The sequence below is a fragment of the Aeromonas sp. FDAARGOS 1417 genome (assembly GCF_019046985.1).
Taxonomy (GTDB): Bacteria; Pseudomonadota; Gammaproteobacteria; order Enterobacterales; family Aeromonadaceae; genus Aeromonas; species Aeromonas veronii.
In genome coordinates this window covers 1,603,615-1,617,488 of record NZ_CP077221.1, presented here as the reverse complement: position 1 = coordinate 1,617,488, position 13,874 = coordinate 1,603,615, and the positions used below count along the sequence as shown (strand labels likewise).

Genomic DNA, 13,874 nt, shown 5'->3' with positions numbered 1-13,874 from the left:
CTCCTATGGATCACTACCTTGATATTCGTGTCCTGCCCGACCCTGAATTTGGCCAGGTGGAGTTGCTTAATGCCCTCTATGCCAAACTGCATCGGGTGCTCCCCTCCCTGACTCAGGGTAGGGTAGGGGTCAGCTTCCCCGGCTATAAACGCACGCTAGGAGACTGTCTGCGCTTGCACGGCTCCTTGGCCGACTTGCTTAACCTCACTGAGGTGAACTGGTTGCAAGGGATGCGTGATTACATCCATATCGGAGAGCTTGCCACGGTGCCGGAGGGAGCCTGTTTTAGGGTTGTAAGAAGGGTCAATGCCAAGAGTGCTCGTAACAAGCGCCGTCGTTCTGTGGCAAAGGGTTGGTTGACCGAAGAGGAGGCGCTGATACGCATCCCTGATACTCAGCAGAAAGTAATGACACTTCCTTATGCCGAGATGCACAGTCTTTCTACTGGTAGCAGGATGCGGCTCTATATCGAGCACGGTCCCTTGCTCGATATGCCGGTGGTTGGTGAATTTAACGCATATGGATTAAGTGCCACGGTTACCATTCCCTGGTTCTGACCCTATTTTCAAGGGTGTAGCTAACACATTGATTCCAGGTGTGTTCTACGCCCTTGCTCGAATAGGGTTTTGTGTATAAAGCTAACCGAGTTCTTTAACAATCAATCAGATAGCACTAACGTGCAACACCTCGCAGCCGCACAGGCTGCTTAGAAAAAAGACCGCCTCCACTTCGAGTGGTTCGGGGACCTCGCAGCCGCACAGGCTGCTTAGAAAGTGCAGGGTTTCTTCTTTCATAGTCACCTAGTCCCTCGCAGCCGCACAGGCTGCTTAGAAAATGCTCAACTTCAACAGCAAGACGGGGGCCGACCTCGCAGCCGCACAGGCTGCTTAGAAAGCAAAGCAATGTCATGAGCGCGAGTAGCAACCCCTCGCAGCCGCACAGGCTGCTTAGAAATACATGGAATACGAAGAGTATGAGGCCCTCCGCCTCGCAGCCGCACAGGCTGCTTAGAAAAACGAACCCGCCCGGCGGTCGAGGGAACAAGACCTCGCAGCCGCACAGGCTGCTTAGAAAAGTAAGGAGTAACGCCAGTGCAATCCCTGCGCCCTCGCAGCCGCACAGGCTGCTTAGAAATCCACCCAATCGCCCATCGCCTCTTCGGTCAGCCTCGCAGCCGCACAGGCTGCTTAGAAAGCGCCGCGCTGCGTGATCTGCCGTCGGCGGTGCCTCGCAGCCGCACAGGCTGCTTAGAAATGATAACCATCGCCACAACAGTGATCCTCACGCCTCGCAGCCGCACAGGCTGCTTAGAAACTCGGGCATATGCGACAGAAGCGCACCAGCACCCTCGCAGCCGCACAGGCTGCTTAGAAAGCCAGGCGGTTCTAGCTCTATCTGAAAAGATCCCTCGCAGCCGCACAGGCTGCTTAGAAAGCAAGCCTGAAGGCAGCCAACCAGGAGATCGACCTCGCAGCCGCACAGGCTGCTTAGAAAAGGACGAACACCCAGAGCCGCTGGCCGACGATCCTCGCAGCCGCACAGGCTGCTTAGAAATGCTGGCCGTCCTGGGGGCGATGGAGTGGAAGCCTCGCAGCCGCACAGGCTGCTTAGAAAAGGACACGGGATCCGGAATAGTGGGCGCTGATCCTCGCAGCCGCACAGGCTGCTTAGAAACGCTGGAGCTGCCCGACCTGGCCGCCGCTTACCCTCGCAGCCGCACAGGCTGCTTAGAAATTCGTGATCGCCTACCCGGATAGAGCCCATACCCTCGCAGCCGCACAGGCTGCTTAGAAAACTGGCCATCCTTAAAATAAGGGTCTCCAAGCCCTCGCAGCCGCACAGGCTGCTTAGAAAAAGGTTCGTTGGCCGCACCCGAAACGCAGTTTCCTCGCAGCCGCACAGGCTGCTTAGAAAGTTACCGTCACCATTGCTGGGAAAGTGGTCAACCTCGCAGCCGCACAGGCTGCTTAGAAAAGAAGGGCAAAGAGGTTTTCCATGCCGCCCCCCCTCGCAGCCGCACAGGCTGCTTAGAAACAGACGGCGCAAGGGCTGGCGGCAATCGAGATCCTCGCAGCCGCACAGGCTGCTTAGAAATGTGGCTAAGCCCACACCTGACCAAGAGCGAGCCTCGCAGCCGCACAGGCTGCTTAGAAAACCTTGGCACCGCTCTGTTCAAGCTCACGCTCCCTCGCAGCCGCACAGGCTGCTTAGAAATGCTGGGTGTCGCCGTCCGTACTCAGCAAGTTCCTCGCAGCCGCACAGGCTGCTTAGAAAACCGGGCTTAATCAGGACCTCAACATGACCATCCTCGCAGCCGCACAGGCTGCTTAGAAATATTGCAAAAAGAACTGCGGTTTGGACGTGTCCCTCGCAGCCGCACAGGCTGCTTAGAAAAGACACATTGAAGTGCAGCGGGTGGCCGTCCTCCTCGCAGCCGCACAGGCTGCTTAGAAAATGAAAGGCCGCCCACACCGCACACCAGTAATCCTCGCAGCCGCACAGGCCGCTTAGAAACTGAGGGGGTAGGGGGGATCAAATCCTTCCACCCTCGCAGCCGCACAGGCTGCTTAGAAAGGTAATCGGCACCTGTCTACGCACTGGCGCCGCCTCGCAGCCGCACAGGCTGCTTAGAAAAGGTGGCAGCGGGCTGGCGCGGTATATTTCAGCCTCGCAGCCGCACAGGCTGCTTAGAAAAAGACTACCCGCGCTGGCAAGGCAAACTCGGTCCTCGCAGCCGCACAGGCTGCTTAGAAAAACGCCCTTGGGCTGCCCTTCCTGCCCATCCTCCTCGCAGCCGCACAGGCTGCTTAGAAATCTGTCCAGCTGCCGTGCGGCTCGCACGTTCCCCTCGCAGCCGCACAGGCTGCTTAGAAAGGACGGATTACTCAGAAAGCAACGCGGGCAATCCTCGCAGCCGCACAGGCTGCTTAGAAAAATCCCATAGCGGCCCGGGAACGTGGCACAAACCTCGCAGCCGCACAGGCTGCTTAGAAATAGCCATCGCAAAAGTGTTATATCTTATCTAACCTCGCAGCCGCACAGGCTGCTTAGAAATCTGAACCCCTTCAAAATGCACTGGCTCAGGTCCTCGCAGCCGCACAGGCTGCTTAGAAAACAGGATTCCGGCCAGACATTGACAGCCAGTGCCTCGCAGCCGCACAGGCTGCTTAGAAAGAGCGTGACTCACCGCGCTTGGATAGGATCAGCCTCGCAGCCGCACAGGCTGCTTAGAAAAGCGCGGCATCGCTGATATCCACTTCCTCTTCCCTCGCAGCCGCACAGGCTGCTTAGAAAATCAGCGATCCTTGGCCGAACAGGGCATCAATCCTCGCAGCCGCACAGGCTGCTTAGAAAGAGCCCGAGCTGGGAGTTCGCGGCCAGTTATTCCTCGCAGCCGCACAGGCTGCTTAGAAAGCCGAACGAATGGCGGCAATCTCGGGGGAGTCCCTCGCAGCCGCACAGGCTGCTTAGAAATCGATCCATGCATCGAGCAAATGACCGTTGACCCTCGCAGCCGCACAGGCTGCTTAGAAAATGGTGCCGATGATTTGAATGGGCTGGCGATCCCTCGCAGCCGCACAGGCTGCTTAGAAAGTCATGCCATTCTCTTCTGCTGCGCTGCGCCACCTCGCAGCCGCACAGGCTGCTTAGAAAACCAGGTAATAACCGGTATCAGTCAGGTATTCCCTCGCAGCCGCACAGGCTGCTTAGAAAAGATCCTGCCGATGCGTATGGTGCACCACGTCCCTCGCAGCCGCACAGGCTGCTTAGAAACCGGATAAAATGTGCTGGTCTAACCAGTAAGGCCTCGCAGCCGCACAGGCTGCTTAGAAAACAGCAGTTCGGAGCGCGGCACGAAATACTCGCCTCGCAGCCGCACAGGCTGCTTAGAAAAGCAATGCTGGCTCTGAAAAGGTCGAGCTGCACCTCGCAGCCGCACAGGCTGCTTAGAAAGCATCGCCAAGGTGGGTGCGCCAGCAAAAGACCCTCGCAGCCGCACAGGCTGCTTAGAAAATCGAGAGCATATCGAGACGGCGCAGGCGCTCCCTCGCAGCCGCACAGGCTGCTTAGAAATGATGGCGGGTCAGCTCAGGGATTGGCAGCTCCCTCGCAGCCGCACAGGCTGCTTAGAAATGGCGTTCCGGTTGGTATCAGCACCATCACACCCTCGCAGCCGCACAGGCTGCTTAGAAAACTATCGCCGGGTTGCGGTGCTGCATGGCGAGCCTCGCAGCCGCACAGGCTGCTTAGAAAGGGAGCTGAAAGACCCTCGCTATCCAGTGCTACCTCGCAGCCGCACAGGCTGCTTAGAAAGATTCAACGCCGGTTCAACAACCAGACGTTGCCCTTCGCAGCCGGACAGGCTGCTAAGAAAAAGATGTCCGGTCACTGGTTCGGTTATTCGCACTTCGCAGCCGGACAGGCTGCTTAGCAACTATGTGTGTGTTTTGTGTCCCTGTGCTTGTCCTCGAAGCCGCACAGGCTGCTTAGAAAATTGAGATTGAGCAAGTGAAATAAGGCCATTACCTCGCAGCCGCACAGGCTGCTAAGAAATGCAGTTGCTCGACCGTTCCCCCGGGCCAGCACTTCGCAGCCGGACAGGCTGCTTAGAAACGCCGAAGGTCGGGCGGGTCGCGGCCAGCTGGTCTCGCAGCCGCACAGGCTGCTTAGAAAGGCAGGGGGCCGCTGGGGCGGCTTGCCGGTGACTTCGCAGCCGCACAGGCTGCTAAGAAAAGGTGGTAGTGCAGTTGGTGTAACCCTGCTGCCTTCACAGCCACACAGGCCGTCCGAAACTTGGCCGTGGCCTCGGCCGCTATCAATAACCAATTCTGTTTCAAGAGTTCATGTAGCCTCGTTGTTTGAGTGATACAACGCCATTACTAGCAACCACCAAATGATCTAGGGTTCGGATATCAACCAGAGACAAAGCACTCTGCAGTCGCTGGGTTATTTCTATGTCTGCTCGGCTGGGTTCAGGGTGACCTGACGGGTGGTTATGCACCAGCATCAGAGCTGCAGCATTGAGCGCCAACGCACGTTTAACAACTTCCCGTGGGTAGACGGAGGCACTGCTGAGCGTGCCGCGAAATAGCTCCTCATATGCCAGGATCCGATGCTGGTTGTCCAAGAACAGCATGGCAAATACTTCATGCTCTCTGCTCTGCAACAGGGTTTGTAGTGCCTGCTGAGCCAAGTGTTTGTCTGTAATCGCGACGCCCTTGGCCAGTTTCTGACGGGCAATCTGGTTGGCGATAGTCAACAGGTCCTCTTCGTTAATCAGCTCAGTGACGAGGTATGTGCCGGGGATCTCCCAACATGATTGTGCTCCATACGCCATCGCCTCACCGCGTTGGCGCGGCAGGGTTGGAGAGGTATTTAGTGAAGGGGAACACGCTGGCTTAGTTGGTGGTGTTCTGGGCGTAGTTAGTTAGAGGCATGTGGTAATAGGTGATCAGCGGCGCTAGAGTAGTTTGGTCAGGTGCACTGGTAGTTCTATCTGGTTTACCAGTCGCCCCCGATAGAGCCGAGAGAGATTGACGTACTCAGGGTGACTCACCGTGATGGTCACCTGATGCCCCGGCTGCCAGCGGCTAAACAGGCGGGCTTTGGCCTTTTTGATAGTGGTGATGCCGAGAGTGGGTAACGTTTGCCGGTTCCGTAGATGCAGTGTGTTGAGCTTGGGGGCATAGCGATGCACCTCGAGTCCGGTGATAAGACGGGTCATGTTCGGTGATTCCTGTGATTCCTGTGATTCCTGTGATGCCAAGGGCCAGCCTGAGAGGGCTGGCCCTTTATGCTGTTTGTGGATGAGCGAGACAGTGGGGCGTCAACGAGCGCAGTCAGCAGTCTCATTGATAACCGGCTTGCAGTTGAGTCGGTACAGCAGGTGCCGCGAGCCGTATTGAACCACCAGCCGGTCTATGGCCATCTGGGCGCAGGCTGCTCTGCTGGGCTTATTCTCAGGGATTGCGTAACGCGCAGTGAGCCAGCCACCGAGCAGGGCTATGCGGTAGCCACTCGGGATGTGGGTGAGCGACGTCCCTATCCCCCTCCCGTGAATGAGGAAGGGCACGGTCTGCCCGCCGATGTCGATATCCATGCGCTGGCCCTTGAGCGCGAAGGTGGTGAGCTCGCCGGTTTGCGGATGTTTGCCGGGCACCTTGATGGTGATGTTTTTTGCCATCTCACACCTCCGGTTTGGCTTCAAAGTGGCAGGTTACAACGCCCGCTTCCGGGTCGATGCTGATAAACGCCGGGGCTTGCGGATGGTACTGGTAGAGCCGCGCCAATTCAGCGCGAAACGCCTCAACGTTTGGCGCAATCACATGGCTGGTATCCCCCTCGGCGTAGGTAAAGGTCTCCAACTTCTCTGTGTGAATCCAGATGCCGAAATACCACGCGTCTTCCTCGGTATCGTATTGCTGCCAACCTTGAGCCAGCAGCGTCCTGTCGTAGTAGTAACGGTCAGCCTGATGACTCCCCCGGTCGATGCGGCAACCGGTCACAGTGAGCTCGAACGGGATACGCCCTACCTTCAGAGCCTTCTTGACCCGGCGCAATGTGTGCCGTGCCTTGGCTCTCTCTTTGCGCGGGTCGTAGGGGTTCAGCTTGCTGCCCACGTAGTTGAGGATCCCCTCGGCATTGGCGGCGGCATTGTGCGTCAGCGTGTGCAGCAGGGCGGTGACGTCACGGCGGGCCAGTGTGCCCACGTGATAGAACTTGTTCATGATATTTATCCTTGAAACAAACACCCCGCTAGTTAGCGGGGTGGTAGATGTCGAGGTAGAGGTAGCCGTAGCTGCGCCTCGGACTGGCTTCACACACCCAGCCCTTGTGTTCAAGGCGAAACACCTCGTCCATGTCGGTGCATATCTGGTATGCCTTGGCCATCTTGGTTAACTCACGCAGAAAGTGCGGCAGCACCGTGCCGCACTCGGCCCGCCACGCCTCGTCTGGCTCGCCGTACATACCGGCACGGTCGCCTAGGAAGTCCACATAACCACGTTGCAGAATGGCTCGAGCCCCCAGCTTGGGCAGGTTCGGGGTGCCCAGTCCCCATGTCATGTGCTCGAAGATGCTCATGTGTGGCTGCTCCAGTTTGGGTTGTCGTTGGTGCCGTGGTTGAAGTAGGCACCCACAATGGTGCGTCGCCACTCCCCAACGGGATAACCGAGGTCGTTGCACTCACGTTCCCACCACGCAAAGTTAATCTCGCGGGGCAGGCTGTCCACCATGTCCAGTGGACTCACGAACAGCGTGGTCTTGTGCATCGTTGGCACGGGCTTGATCTTGTCGGGGCCAGTGCGCTTGCCGGTCTCGTCATAGTCGTGCGCCCACTTCGGGAAGGTGAGCTGATAGGCAATGAGCCGATGCAAATCGCCATGTGCGCTCATGGCCTGAGCGACAGCGACCTGAGTGAAGCTATCGTTGAATTCGATCATGGGTGTTTCTCTCTTTCTGCAGGTGAACGGTAAGTCGCTGCCAGCAGCGCAAACTGTTCAACCAGGTAACTGATGCTGATGCCCAGTTCATCACTGACCCCATCCCCTAGACGGTGATGCAGGTGTGCCATGTCATCGGCGATACGTTGGGCTATCTGGGCGGTTGAGCTCGGTGGTGAGCTTGTCACTGTCAGAGTGATGGAAAGGTTCATCACATCTCTCCCCAAGGAGCTTGGTCCCATAGTGACAACCGGGTCAGCACGTCTTGCGCCAGCGCTTGCTGCAACTGCTGTATTACCTTCACCAGCCGGGGAGCCTGCTCAGGGCTCCCACTCCATTCACTCGATTGGTACAGGGCGCAGCAGGTGAATTTGTAGAGGGCAACCAGCTCGCTATCGGTGAGTGGTGCCTGGTGATAACGATGGGCAGGTTTAAACGGGATCCGCTTGGTCGAGCCACGCTGGTGTGGTTCCTTGTGCTCTTTCTGACGCCCCAGCTGATAGCGATGCCAGACTGCCCGCCGATTGGCGAGCATCATCAGCCGTACCAATCGGTCAACCCGCCACGTCCAGGTACTGGTCGTGTCTGCTGGCGGCAGCCACCAGAGGGATCGCAGCAACTCAAGGGTGTAATGGGGTGGCATGGGAGCATTGCAAAAGCGGTATAACTGTACGGCGAAGGCCAGGTAATCCTTGCGGTCGATCATGAAGGCAGACATGGGCATGGTTCCTTAAAATGCAAAAGGCCACCTTCGGTGAGGTGGCCTTGTGGGTTGTGTCGGGATATCCGGATCATGGTGTGGGACCTGATGATCCTGGTTTGATGATCCGGGTGATCGGGTGGAAACGTGATCGGCATGTTATTGGGCGATCGACGGTTCGTTATTGGTGATCTTGGCGTGTGTCGGGGTGAGCCGCCTCAAACAGGATGGCGTAGAGCGCACAATCAATGCTGTTGACGGCATCGTGGTGCGGGTAATAGGGCGGTGTGTCTCTGGAGCATTCGAAGTAGTTGCCAAAGCAAATGAGACACTCGCGGATCTCGATGGTGGAGCCTTGCAGCAAGGTCTGTCTCTTCAAACTGCTTGGCATAGGCCTCGTCATCATGGGCCTTGGTGACGGCCTTCTCCAGCAACGTCAGCGCATCTTCTTTGCTGACGGCTGTCAGGCCATGGCGCAGCTTCTCGAGCGTTTCCTCAAGGGAATAGGGATTGGGTAATCGCATGGCGTTTATTCTTTCTTGGCACGACTAATGGCGTAGCTGGTGGAACAGTGCGTCAATAGCCTCGACACAGTCAGTCTGGGTGAGCAGGTAGCCGTTAGGCAGGTGAGCCACGATGGCGGGCTCGGCCTGCATCTCGACGTTGTCAGCCAGCCAACAGCGCAGCTCGATGAGGATATCGAGGGCGGTGAGGTGGGTTTTGCCTGGGGTTAGAGTCATAGCTGACTTCTTTCGGCCATCGAGACTACGCCTTCGGCACCGACCACCAGATGGTCGAGTAATCGCACATCGACCAGGGCCAAGGCCTCTTTGAGGGCTTGGGTGAATACCCGGTCTGAGTGGCTGGGTTCAGGGTCACCGCTGGGGTGATTATGGACCGCGATAATCGAGGCACTGCAAAGCAGTATGGCCCGCTTGACTACCTCTCGTGGGTAGATACTGGCGCAGTCCAAGGTGCCGCGAAACAGCTCCTCAAAGGCCAGCACGCGATGCTGGGAGTCAAGGAACAGTGCCCCGAACACTTCGTGTTCTCGGTCCTGCAGCAGGGTTTGCAGCCGCTCAGCAGCCTCTATGGTACTGGTGATGGCAGTGCCTTTAGCCAAGTGCTTGCGGGCAATTTGGTTGGCAATACGCAGCAGGTCTTGTTCGGTCACTGGTTCGGTGACGACATAAGTGCCGGGGCATTCCCCGGCTTTGAGCTTGTGGTAACGCATGGTGGTCTCCTGAAAAAGAAAACCCCGGCAGCGCGAGGCATACCGGGGCTAAATGCAGAGGTGTTGTTGGTTCAATTTGAGGGTAGTTCAGTGGGCCGTAGTGGTGACGCCTTCCCTGGTGGTGGGTTCCTGCTTAACCGGCATTAGTGGTTCGGGGACCTGCGCGGTGAGCGGGATGGCCAGCGCCAAACTCAGCCGTTCTGCCAGTTCATAGGCAGGGCCGATGGTGTCGTAGTCAGCTACCCAGGTGGCCAAGGCCAGTCCGCTGGCTTCGACGGCCCGCAGGTAGACGCTGTAGCCGTTCATGGGTAGGCCACGGTCACGTATCACCTGTGTCTCCCCCTCTCGATTGATGGCCTCCAGCTCAACGGCTATCGGTTGTTTGAGCATCAGCCCCCCTCAATCACCATTGACGGTGACGGTAAAAAAGCCCAACTGCGCGTAGGTGAGGAAAGCGCCTTGCCACATGTGAAAGAGTTCATGGGCTTCTGTTGGCGGCAGCGGTCCCCAGCCTTGCAGATAGTGCTCACCATCAAGGAAGTTGAAGTCGAGCTCCTTGTAGAGCTCAGCATCCGGACCCAGCCCCTGGTAGCTGAAGTCGGTGACGTAATCGAACAGCCAGCCATCAAGACCACGTATCAGACGGAGCTCGACCGGGTGCACGCCCCCTTGTTCGGGGGTGTAGCCGGGATTGCGAAAGTTGAAGGTCAGTTGGGTTAAGCGCTCCAGATTGAGGTCGGTTTTAGTGATTTCCTGGTTAAGCAGCTCCAGTAGAGCCGGTGCAACGGGCAGGGCAAAGCCATCCCGGAAAAAGGGAATGGTCATGGTGTACTCCGAATAAAGGGTTGGGGCTAGCGCCGTCGCCAGGGCAGAAGCCAGGTTGGAAGCTTGTTCGTCAGCGGTGTGAACAGTGTAGGAAGCGTAGGAACGGTGGTGCGGATCGGCGGCAGGGGCGTTTGTGCGAGCGTGATGGCTAGCAAGACGGTACTCCACGCCTGGTCTACCTGCTCACTGTGGTGCCCCCCCTGGATACACCAGGTCACGAAGTGCTCGCAGTTGTTGAACTGCAGGTTGTAGGCCCGCTCTCCCAGCCGTTGATGTGCTCGCGCCAGGCTTTCGCTCGGACTGTAGTAACGGTGGCTGTATTCACGCCGGTAGCAGTCGCTATTGCCTGAAAATATCTCCAACGATGAAACAATAATCCGCCCTGTCACCGGGCCTTCACTCGAGAAAGGCCCGGTATAGTGGATGACTTGGTTATTGCCCGCGTAGAGGCCGTGATGGTCATAGCTCCATCGGCTTACGACCAGATGGTCACCAGGTTGCATCTCTGCTCCTTTTAGAAAATAAAAAGCCCGGTACGAGAGCGGGCATAACGAAGTGAAGTCTGGCTCATTCGAAGGTGTAACCAGCGTCTCCCCGGTCGGTATGAATAACCACCTCCAGTACCCGGCACTGTGATGCTGACTTAATAGTGAACCGAGCTTGCTGCCCAAAGTTGATTGCAACAGGGAAAATCTGCCGCTTGATGTACTCTGGCTTCAGCCTGCCTTTACTATCGAGACAAGTACTCCATTTCACACGACCGCTGACACAATCATTGCTCGGTACTTCTCGGTCCAACTGACACTGGCCACGGTTGATGGTGATGTCATTAATCGTGACAGGGTCATTACGAGACACGACCTGCAGTACGCCCTGTTGTACTCGAAGTTCAAAGTTCAAGGGGGCAGCGGCTGGCTCGGGCTCCGGAGCAGGAAAGGCACAACCAAAGGCCGCGTCCGTAGCGGCAGTTAGCGTCTCTTGTGCCCCGGCTACTGGTAGCTCAACGGTGCGGCCATCCTGGGTGATGGCTTGCAGCGACGTGGCTGAACGCAGCGCGGCCCACATGTCATAGAACGCCTTACTGTCATTGCCTGCCACCATGCTCGATAGCGGGGGGTAGGTATGGCCATCGATGCGTAGCCAAATGGTTTCATTAGGTGCTTGGCCTGCTTGGTTGAGTTCGATGCGGCTAAGCTGGCCCATCCGGCATGAGAGATAGAGATAGGTCTCGTCATCAACCGTTGCCGAATACTCCGTCACACCCTGCCCCCAGCCATCGTTCCAGCGGCCATGGTCTCCAAACGCCAGTACTGCGGGCGTCAGCAGTAAGCCCAGCAGGGCTATTATCCATTGATGCATCCCACACTCCTTACACGGCATAGCCGAGGATGTTGTTCATAAAGCCCTGAAAGGCGAAAAAGCCGATCAGCGCCCCAATGGCCTGTGGCCCCATCAGCCAAAATATCTTGGCCTTGAAGGTCTCGACTGCACCGCTGGTCGAGATCCAGTCCGGGTGAGTAAAGCGGCGAAACCACTCCCCGATACACATGCCAACGCCAGTGAAGAGCGTGCCGAACACGAAGGTGGCGGTCAGCCCCCAGAATCCAAGCCAAGGAGCTTTGCCGGTCCAGGCAATGTTGATGGTTAGGGCCAGAAAAAGCAGGCCAGCGATAACAAAGTAACGTTTCATGGTATTTCCTCAATTGTGCATAAAAGGTCCCCCTGCCAGTGCCAACGCGCTAGCCGTCGTGTAGAGGGGGAATAAGGGAAGTCGGTTGCCGGGCTGAAGTGCAAAGCCCCATCAATGCATCAGGTGAAGCTCGGCAAGTATGTGGGGTATAGAGCTGGTCTTCGTGGTGTTCTCTCCTTGTCTATTGTTCAGTTGCCTTGAGAATGCGCTGTACGCTGGAGACGCTGATCCCCGCCTGCCTAGCGGTCTCGGCTTTGGTTAGCCCTCGCGCCAGCAACGCCAGCACCTCATTGCCTTTGGCCATGGCGGTCGGTTTGCGTCCCTTGTAGACCCCCCGCTGTTTGGCCAACTCAATCCCCTCGGCTTGCCGCTCCAGCATCAGCTCTCGCTCGAAGGTGGCGATAGCGCCGATCATGGTCAGCATCAGCTTGCCGGTAGGGGTCGAGGTGTTGATCCCCAAATTCAAAATCCTCAGTGCCACCCGCTTGCTTTGCAGGTACTCCGAGATCTCCAACAGGTGACGGGTGTTGCGAGCCAAGCGATCGAGCTTGGTGACTAACACCACATCCCCCTCACGCACAAAGTTCAGTAGCTGGGCCAATTGGGGGCGGTCGTCCCTGGCCCCGCTGACCTTCTCCTGAAAGATCGTGCTGCACTCAGCCAGTGCCTGAAGCTGGGTATCCAGGCTCTGCCCGACGGTACTCACGCGTGCATAACCCACCAGTGCCATGGTCTCCTCCTGGTCAATAGGGCAGGGTACACTGACGTCACCAGCCAAAAGCCCCAAACAAACCCTATTGACCTGAAAATTGTGCCGATTTCGTGTGAGTCATAAGGGCCTGACCTATTGACCCAAAACCAGTGATTTGGATGAATGACAAGTTGTTTTGTGAACGTTGTAACAGTCGCTAAACAGCGGGATTGTCGAGGTGCGATGTCACCGTCAGGTGGGGCTATTGCAGTAGCGTGAGAGCGAGATCCAGGGCTTGGGATTTGAGTTGGGCGCCCTGCCCAAACCAGGCGGAATCGAGCCGGTGATCTTGGCTGCGGGCACGGCGATGGTGATCCACGTATTCACTGACAGCATTGACCAACCCCCAGGCGGTATTGCGGGAGCTGGCAAGTTCTGAGCCCATACCCGCGCCCTGATAGAGCTCATGCAGTCGTTGCAACGGCTTGGTGAGGATGATGTTCTCCTCATCCAGCGGCTGCGCCAGCAGGTCGCTGAAAAAGCGCAGCGCTTCTTCAGGGGCCACGGGCCGTTGCGCCAGTGCCTTGGTCTGCGTCTTGAACTCATCCCAGTGGGACAGCCCCAGCCCGAGCGATTCTTTGACGGCAGTGGCATCGAATAGAGTGGAGTGAGGCACCTTGATGGCGCTGGTAGCGCCGCGCTGCGCCATCTCCAGGGTGTTGTTGCAGACCACCCGCAGCGAGGTGAATTGCGCCGTGGTGCAGAGCGTCCCGTCGCAGTTGGTCGCCAGCAGCAGATAGGACTTCACCAAGTCCCCACCTGCTAGCTTGAGATCCTGACCAGTTTTGGCCAGTGCCCACAGCTTGCGGCCGCCTTTGAGCGAGCCTGCGGTCTCCAGCTCAAAGCCACCGACTTGCACCAGGTCTTGGTAGAAGTGCAGCACCTCGTGAGGCTGGACCACGTTGTAGCGGCTTGAGACCACCGACAGGGGGACGAGGGTATCGGAGCGGTAAAGTACCTTGCTGTCGCTGTAGGGGCGGATATGCAGCGCGTCAGAGGCGACGTTAAACATCACGTCGCTCTGCTCAATGGTCCAATCCATCCCGGCTGCTTGCAGCCAGATATCGAGAGATTGTTGCGGGGGAAAAACATTGCCAAGGCCATGCCACGGGGTTTGGCCGGTGTAAGCCATGGTGTCAATTAAGTGAGCCATACTTCCTCCAGGAGTTGTGAAATGCAGACATTCAGCCTGCTAACTCATGGAGGTGATATAGGTTTGAAATATCCTGGGA

At 57.4% G+C, this 13,874-nt stretch carries 19 protein-coding genes and 1 CRISPR repeat array; of the genes, 1 reads left to right on the top strand and 18 read right to left on the bottom strand.

Going from position 1 to position 13,874, the window contains the following annotated elements:
* Nucleotides 1-5: 5 nt before the first annotated feature.
* Nucleotides 6-557 (top strand): type I-F CRISPR-associated endoribonuclease Cas6/Csy4, encoded by a 552-nt coding sequence (gene cas6f / locus I6L47_RS07125; RefSeq protein ID WP_139740174.1) that lies wholly within the window; start codon nucleotides 6-8, stop codon nucleotides 555-557.
* 128 nt (nucleotides 558-685) lie between these two features.
* A CRISPR array of direct repeats spans nucleotides 686-4,794; the repeat unit is 28 nt; unit sequence CCTCGCAGCCGCACAGGCTGCTTAGAAA.
* A 40-nt stretch (nucleotides 4,795-4,834) separates the two neighbouring features.
* Here cas6f and radC read toward each other — a convergent pair.
* From radC to I6L47_RS07035, 18 genes are all read right to left on the bottom strand, one after another.
* On the bottom strand, nucleotides 4,835-5,338 hold the full coding sequence (radC, locus tag I6L47_RS07120) for a DNA repair protein RadC (protein WP_216948980.1): 504 nt from the start codon (nucleotides 5,336-5,338) through the stop codon (nucleotides 4,835-4,837).
* Nucleotides 5,339-5,461: 123 nt separating this feature from the next.
* Nucleotides 5,462-5,725 (bottom strand): hypothetical protein, encoded by a 264-nt coding sequence (locus tag I6L47_RS07115; protein WP_139740176.1) that lies wholly within the window; start codon nucleotides 5,723-5,725, stop codon nucleotides 5,462-5,464.
* Nucleotides 5,726-5,827: 102 nt separating this feature from the next.
* On the bottom strand, nucleotides 5,828-6,184 hold the full coding sequence (locus I6L47_RS07110) for a hypothetical protein (RefSeq protein WP_216948979.1): 357 nt from the start codon (nucleotides 6,182-6,184) through the stop codon (nucleotides 5,828-5,830).
* 1 nt (nucleotide 6,185) lies between these two features.
* A complete protein-coding gene (locus I6L47_RS07105; protein WP_216948978.1) occupies nucleotides 6,186-6,728 on the bottom strand; it encodes a hypothetical protein in 543 nt (180 codons plus the stop codon).
* Between the two features lie 28 nt (nucleotides 6,729-6,756).
* Complete coding sequence (locus I6L47_RS07100; protein WP_216948977.1) at nucleotides 6,757-7,083, bottom strand: type IV toxin-antitoxin system YeeU family antitoxin; 327 nt, start codon at nucleotides 7,081-7,083, stop codon at nucleotides 6,757-6,759.
* Complete coding sequence (locus I6L47_RS07095; protein WP_216948976.1) at nucleotides 7,080-7,442, bottom strand: hypothetical protein; 363 nt, start codon at nucleotides 7,440-7,442, stop codon at nucleotides 7,080-7,082. The genes I6L47_RS07100 and I6L47_RS07095 overlap by 4 nt, the downstream gene beginning before the upstream one ends.
* Nucleotides 7,439-7,654 carry a hypothetical protein gene (locus tag I6L47_RS07090; RefSeq protein ID WP_202001965.1) on the bottom strand — a complete coding sequence of 72 codons (216 nt, stop codon included), beginning with the start codon at nucleotides 7,652-7,654 and terminating at the stop codon, nucleotides 7,439-7,441. The genes I6L47_RS07095 and I6L47_RS07090 overlap by 4 nt, the downstream gene beginning before the upstream one ends.
* Nucleotides 7,654-8,160: a hypothetical protein gene (locus tag I6L47_RS07085; protein ID WP_216948975.1), complete on the bottom strand. Its 507-nt coding sequence runs from the start codon at nucleotides 8,158-8,160 to the stop codon at nucleotides 7,654-7,656. Before I6L47_RS07085 ends, I6L47_RS07090 begins: the two co-directional genes overlap by 1 nt.
* A gap of 163 nt (nucleotides 8,161-8,323) precedes the next feature.
* On the bottom strand, nucleotides 8,324-8,533 hold the full coding sequence (locus tag I6L47_RS22495; protein WP_254204833.1) for a hypothetical protein: 210 nt from the start codon (nucleotides 8,531-8,533) through the stop codon (nucleotides 8,324-8,326).
* Nucleotides 8,534-8,690: 157 nt separating this feature from the next.
* A complete protein-coding gene (locus I6L47_RS07075) occupies nucleotides 8,691-8,882 on the bottom strand; it encodes a hypothetical protein (RefSeq protein WP_216948974.1) in 192 nt (63 codons plus the stop codon).
* The gene (locus I6L47_RS07070; RefSeq protein ID WP_216948973.1) at nucleotides 8,879-9,376 is read right to left on the bottom strand and encodes a JAB domain-containing protein; all 498 of its coding nucleotides are present in this window, start codon (nucleotides 9,374-9,376) and stop codon (nucleotides 8,879-8,881) included. Before I6L47_RS07070 ends, I6L47_RS07075 begins: the two co-directional genes overlap by 4 nt.
* 87 nt (nucleotides 9,377-9,463) lie before the next feature.
* Nucleotides 9,464-9,766, bottom strand: a complete 303-nt coding sequence (locus I6L47_RS07065) for a hypothetical protein (protein ID WP_216948972.1) — start codon at nucleotides 9,764-9,766, stop codon at nucleotides 9,464-9,466.
* A 9-nt stretch (nucleotides 9,767-9,775) separates the two neighbouring features.
* Nucleotides 9,776-10,201 carry a DUF2787 family protein gene (locus I6L47_RS07060; protein ID WP_216948971.1) on the bottom strand — a complete coding sequence of 142 codons (426 nt, stop codon included), beginning with the start codon at nucleotides 10,199-10,201 and terminating at the stop codon, nucleotides 9,776-9,778.
* Between the two features lie 26 nt (nucleotides 10,202-10,227).
* Nucleotides 10,228-10,704, bottom strand: coding sequence for a lecithin retinol acyltransferase family protein (locus I6L47_RS07055; protein WP_216948970.1), 477 nt, complete (start codon nucleotides 10,702-10,704; stop codon nucleotides 10,228-10,230).
* Nucleotides 10,705-10,768: 64 nt separating this feature from the next.
* A complete protein-coding gene (locus tag I6L47_RS07050) occupies nucleotides 10,769-11,560 on the bottom strand; it encodes a hypothetical protein (protein ID WP_216948969.1) in 792 nt (263 codons plus the stop codon).
* Nucleotides 11,561-11,570: 10 nt separating this feature from the next.
* The gene (locus tag I6L47_RS07045) at nucleotides 11,571-11,891 is read right to left on the bottom strand and encodes a hypothetical protein (RefSeq protein ID WP_069554321.1); all 321 of its coding nucleotides are present in this window, start codon (nucleotides 11,889-11,891) and stop codon (nucleotides 11,571-11,573) included.
* A gap of 181 nt (nucleotides 11,892-12,072) precedes the next feature.
* On the bottom strand, nucleotides 12,073-12,621 hold the full coding sequence (locus I6L47_RS07040; RefSeq protein ID WP_094696828.1) for a recombinase family protein: 549 nt from the start codon (nucleotides 12,619-12,621) through the stop codon (nucleotides 12,073-12,075).
* Nucleotides 12,622-12,844: 223 nt separating this feature from the next.
* Complete coding sequence (locus I6L47_RS07035; RefSeq protein WP_216948968.1) at nucleotides 12,845-13,795, bottom strand: DUF932 domain-containing protein; 951 nt, start codon at nucleotides 13,793-13,795, stop codon at nucleotides 12,845-12,847.
* Between the last annotated feature and the right edge of the window lie 79 nt (nucleotides 13,796-13,874).

Excerpts from the sequence above, each read along its gene's own strand:
- cas6f (WP_139740174.1), top strand. The coding sequence starts at position 6 with ATGGATCACTACCTTGATATTCGTGTCCTGCCCGACCCTGAATTTGGC.
- radC (WP_216948980.1), bottom strand. The coding sequence starts at position 5,338 with ATGGCGTATGGAGCACAATCATGTTGGGAGATCCCCGGCACATACCTC.
- I6L47_RS07115 (WP_139740176.1), bottom strand. The coding sequence starts at position 5,725 with ATGACCCGTCTTATCACCGGACTCGAGGTGCATCGCTATGCCCCCAAG.
- I6L47_RS07110 (WP_216948979.1), bottom strand. The coding sequence starts at position 6,184 with ATGGCAAAAAACATCACCATCAAGGTGCCCGGCAAACATCCGCAAACC.
- I6L47_RS07105 (WP_216948978.1), bottom strand. The coding sequence starts at position 6,728 with ATGAACAAGTTCTATCACGTGGGCACACTGGCCCGCCGTGACGTCACC.
- I6L47_RS07100 (WP_216948977.1), bottom strand. The coding sequence starts at position 7,083 with ATGAGCATCTTCGAGCACATGACATGGGGACTGGGCACCCCGAACCTG.
- I6L47_RS07095 (WP_216948976.1), bottom strand. The coding sequence starts at position 7,442 with ATGATCGAATTCAACGATAGCTTCACTCAGGTCGCTGTCGCTCAGGCC.
- I6L47_RS07090 (WP_202001965.1), bottom strand. The coding sequence starts at position 7,654 with ATGAACCTTTCCATCACTCTGACAGTGACAAGCTCACCACCGAGCTCA.
- I6L47_RS07085 (WP_216948975.1), bottom strand. The coding sequence starts at position 8,160 with ATGTCTGCCTTCATGATCGACCGCAAGGATTACCTGGCCTTCGCCGTA.
- I6L47_RS22495 (WP_254204833.1), bottom strand. The coding sequence starts at position 8,533 with ATGCCAAGCAGTTTGAAGAGACAGACCTTGCTGCAAGGCTCCACCATC.
- I6L47_RS07075 (WP_216948974.1), bottom strand. The coding sequence starts at position 8,882 with ATGACTCTAACCCCAGGCAAAACCCACCTCACCGCCCTCGATATCCTC.
- I6L47_RS07070 (WP_216948973.1), bottom strand. The coding sequence starts at position 9,376 with ATGCGTTACCACAAGCTCAAAGCCGGGGAATGCCCCGGCACTTATGTC.
- I6L47_RS07065 (WP_216948972.1), bottom strand. The coding sequence starts at position 9,766 with ATGCTCAAACAACCGATAGCCGTTGAGCTGGAGGCCATCAATCGAGAG.
- I6L47_RS07060 (WP_216948971.1), bottom strand. The coding sequence starts at position 10,201 with ATGACCATTCCCTTTTTCCGGGATGGCTTTGCCCTGCCCGTTGCACCG.
- I6L47_RS07055 (WP_216948970.1), bottom strand. The coding sequence starts at position 10,704 with ATGCAACCTGGTGACCATCTGGTCGTAAGCCGATGGAGCTATGACCAT.
- I6L47_RS07050 (WP_216948969.1), bottom strand. The coding sequence starts at position 11,560 with ATGCATCAATGGATAATAGCCCTGCTGGGCTTACTGCTGACGCCCGCA.
- I6L47_RS07045 (WP_069554321.1), bottom strand. The coding sequence starts at position 11,891 with ATGAAACGTTACTTTGTTATCGCTGGCCTGCTTTTTCTGGCCCTAACC.
- I6L47_RS07040 (WP_094696828.1), bottom strand. The coding sequence starts at position 12,621 with ATGGCACTGGTGGGTTATGCACGCGTGAGTACCGTCGGGCAGAGCCTG.
- I6L47_RS07035 (WP_216948968.1), bottom strand. The coding sequence starts at position 13,795 with ATGGCTCACTTAATTGACACCATGGCTTACACCGGCCAAACCCCGTGG.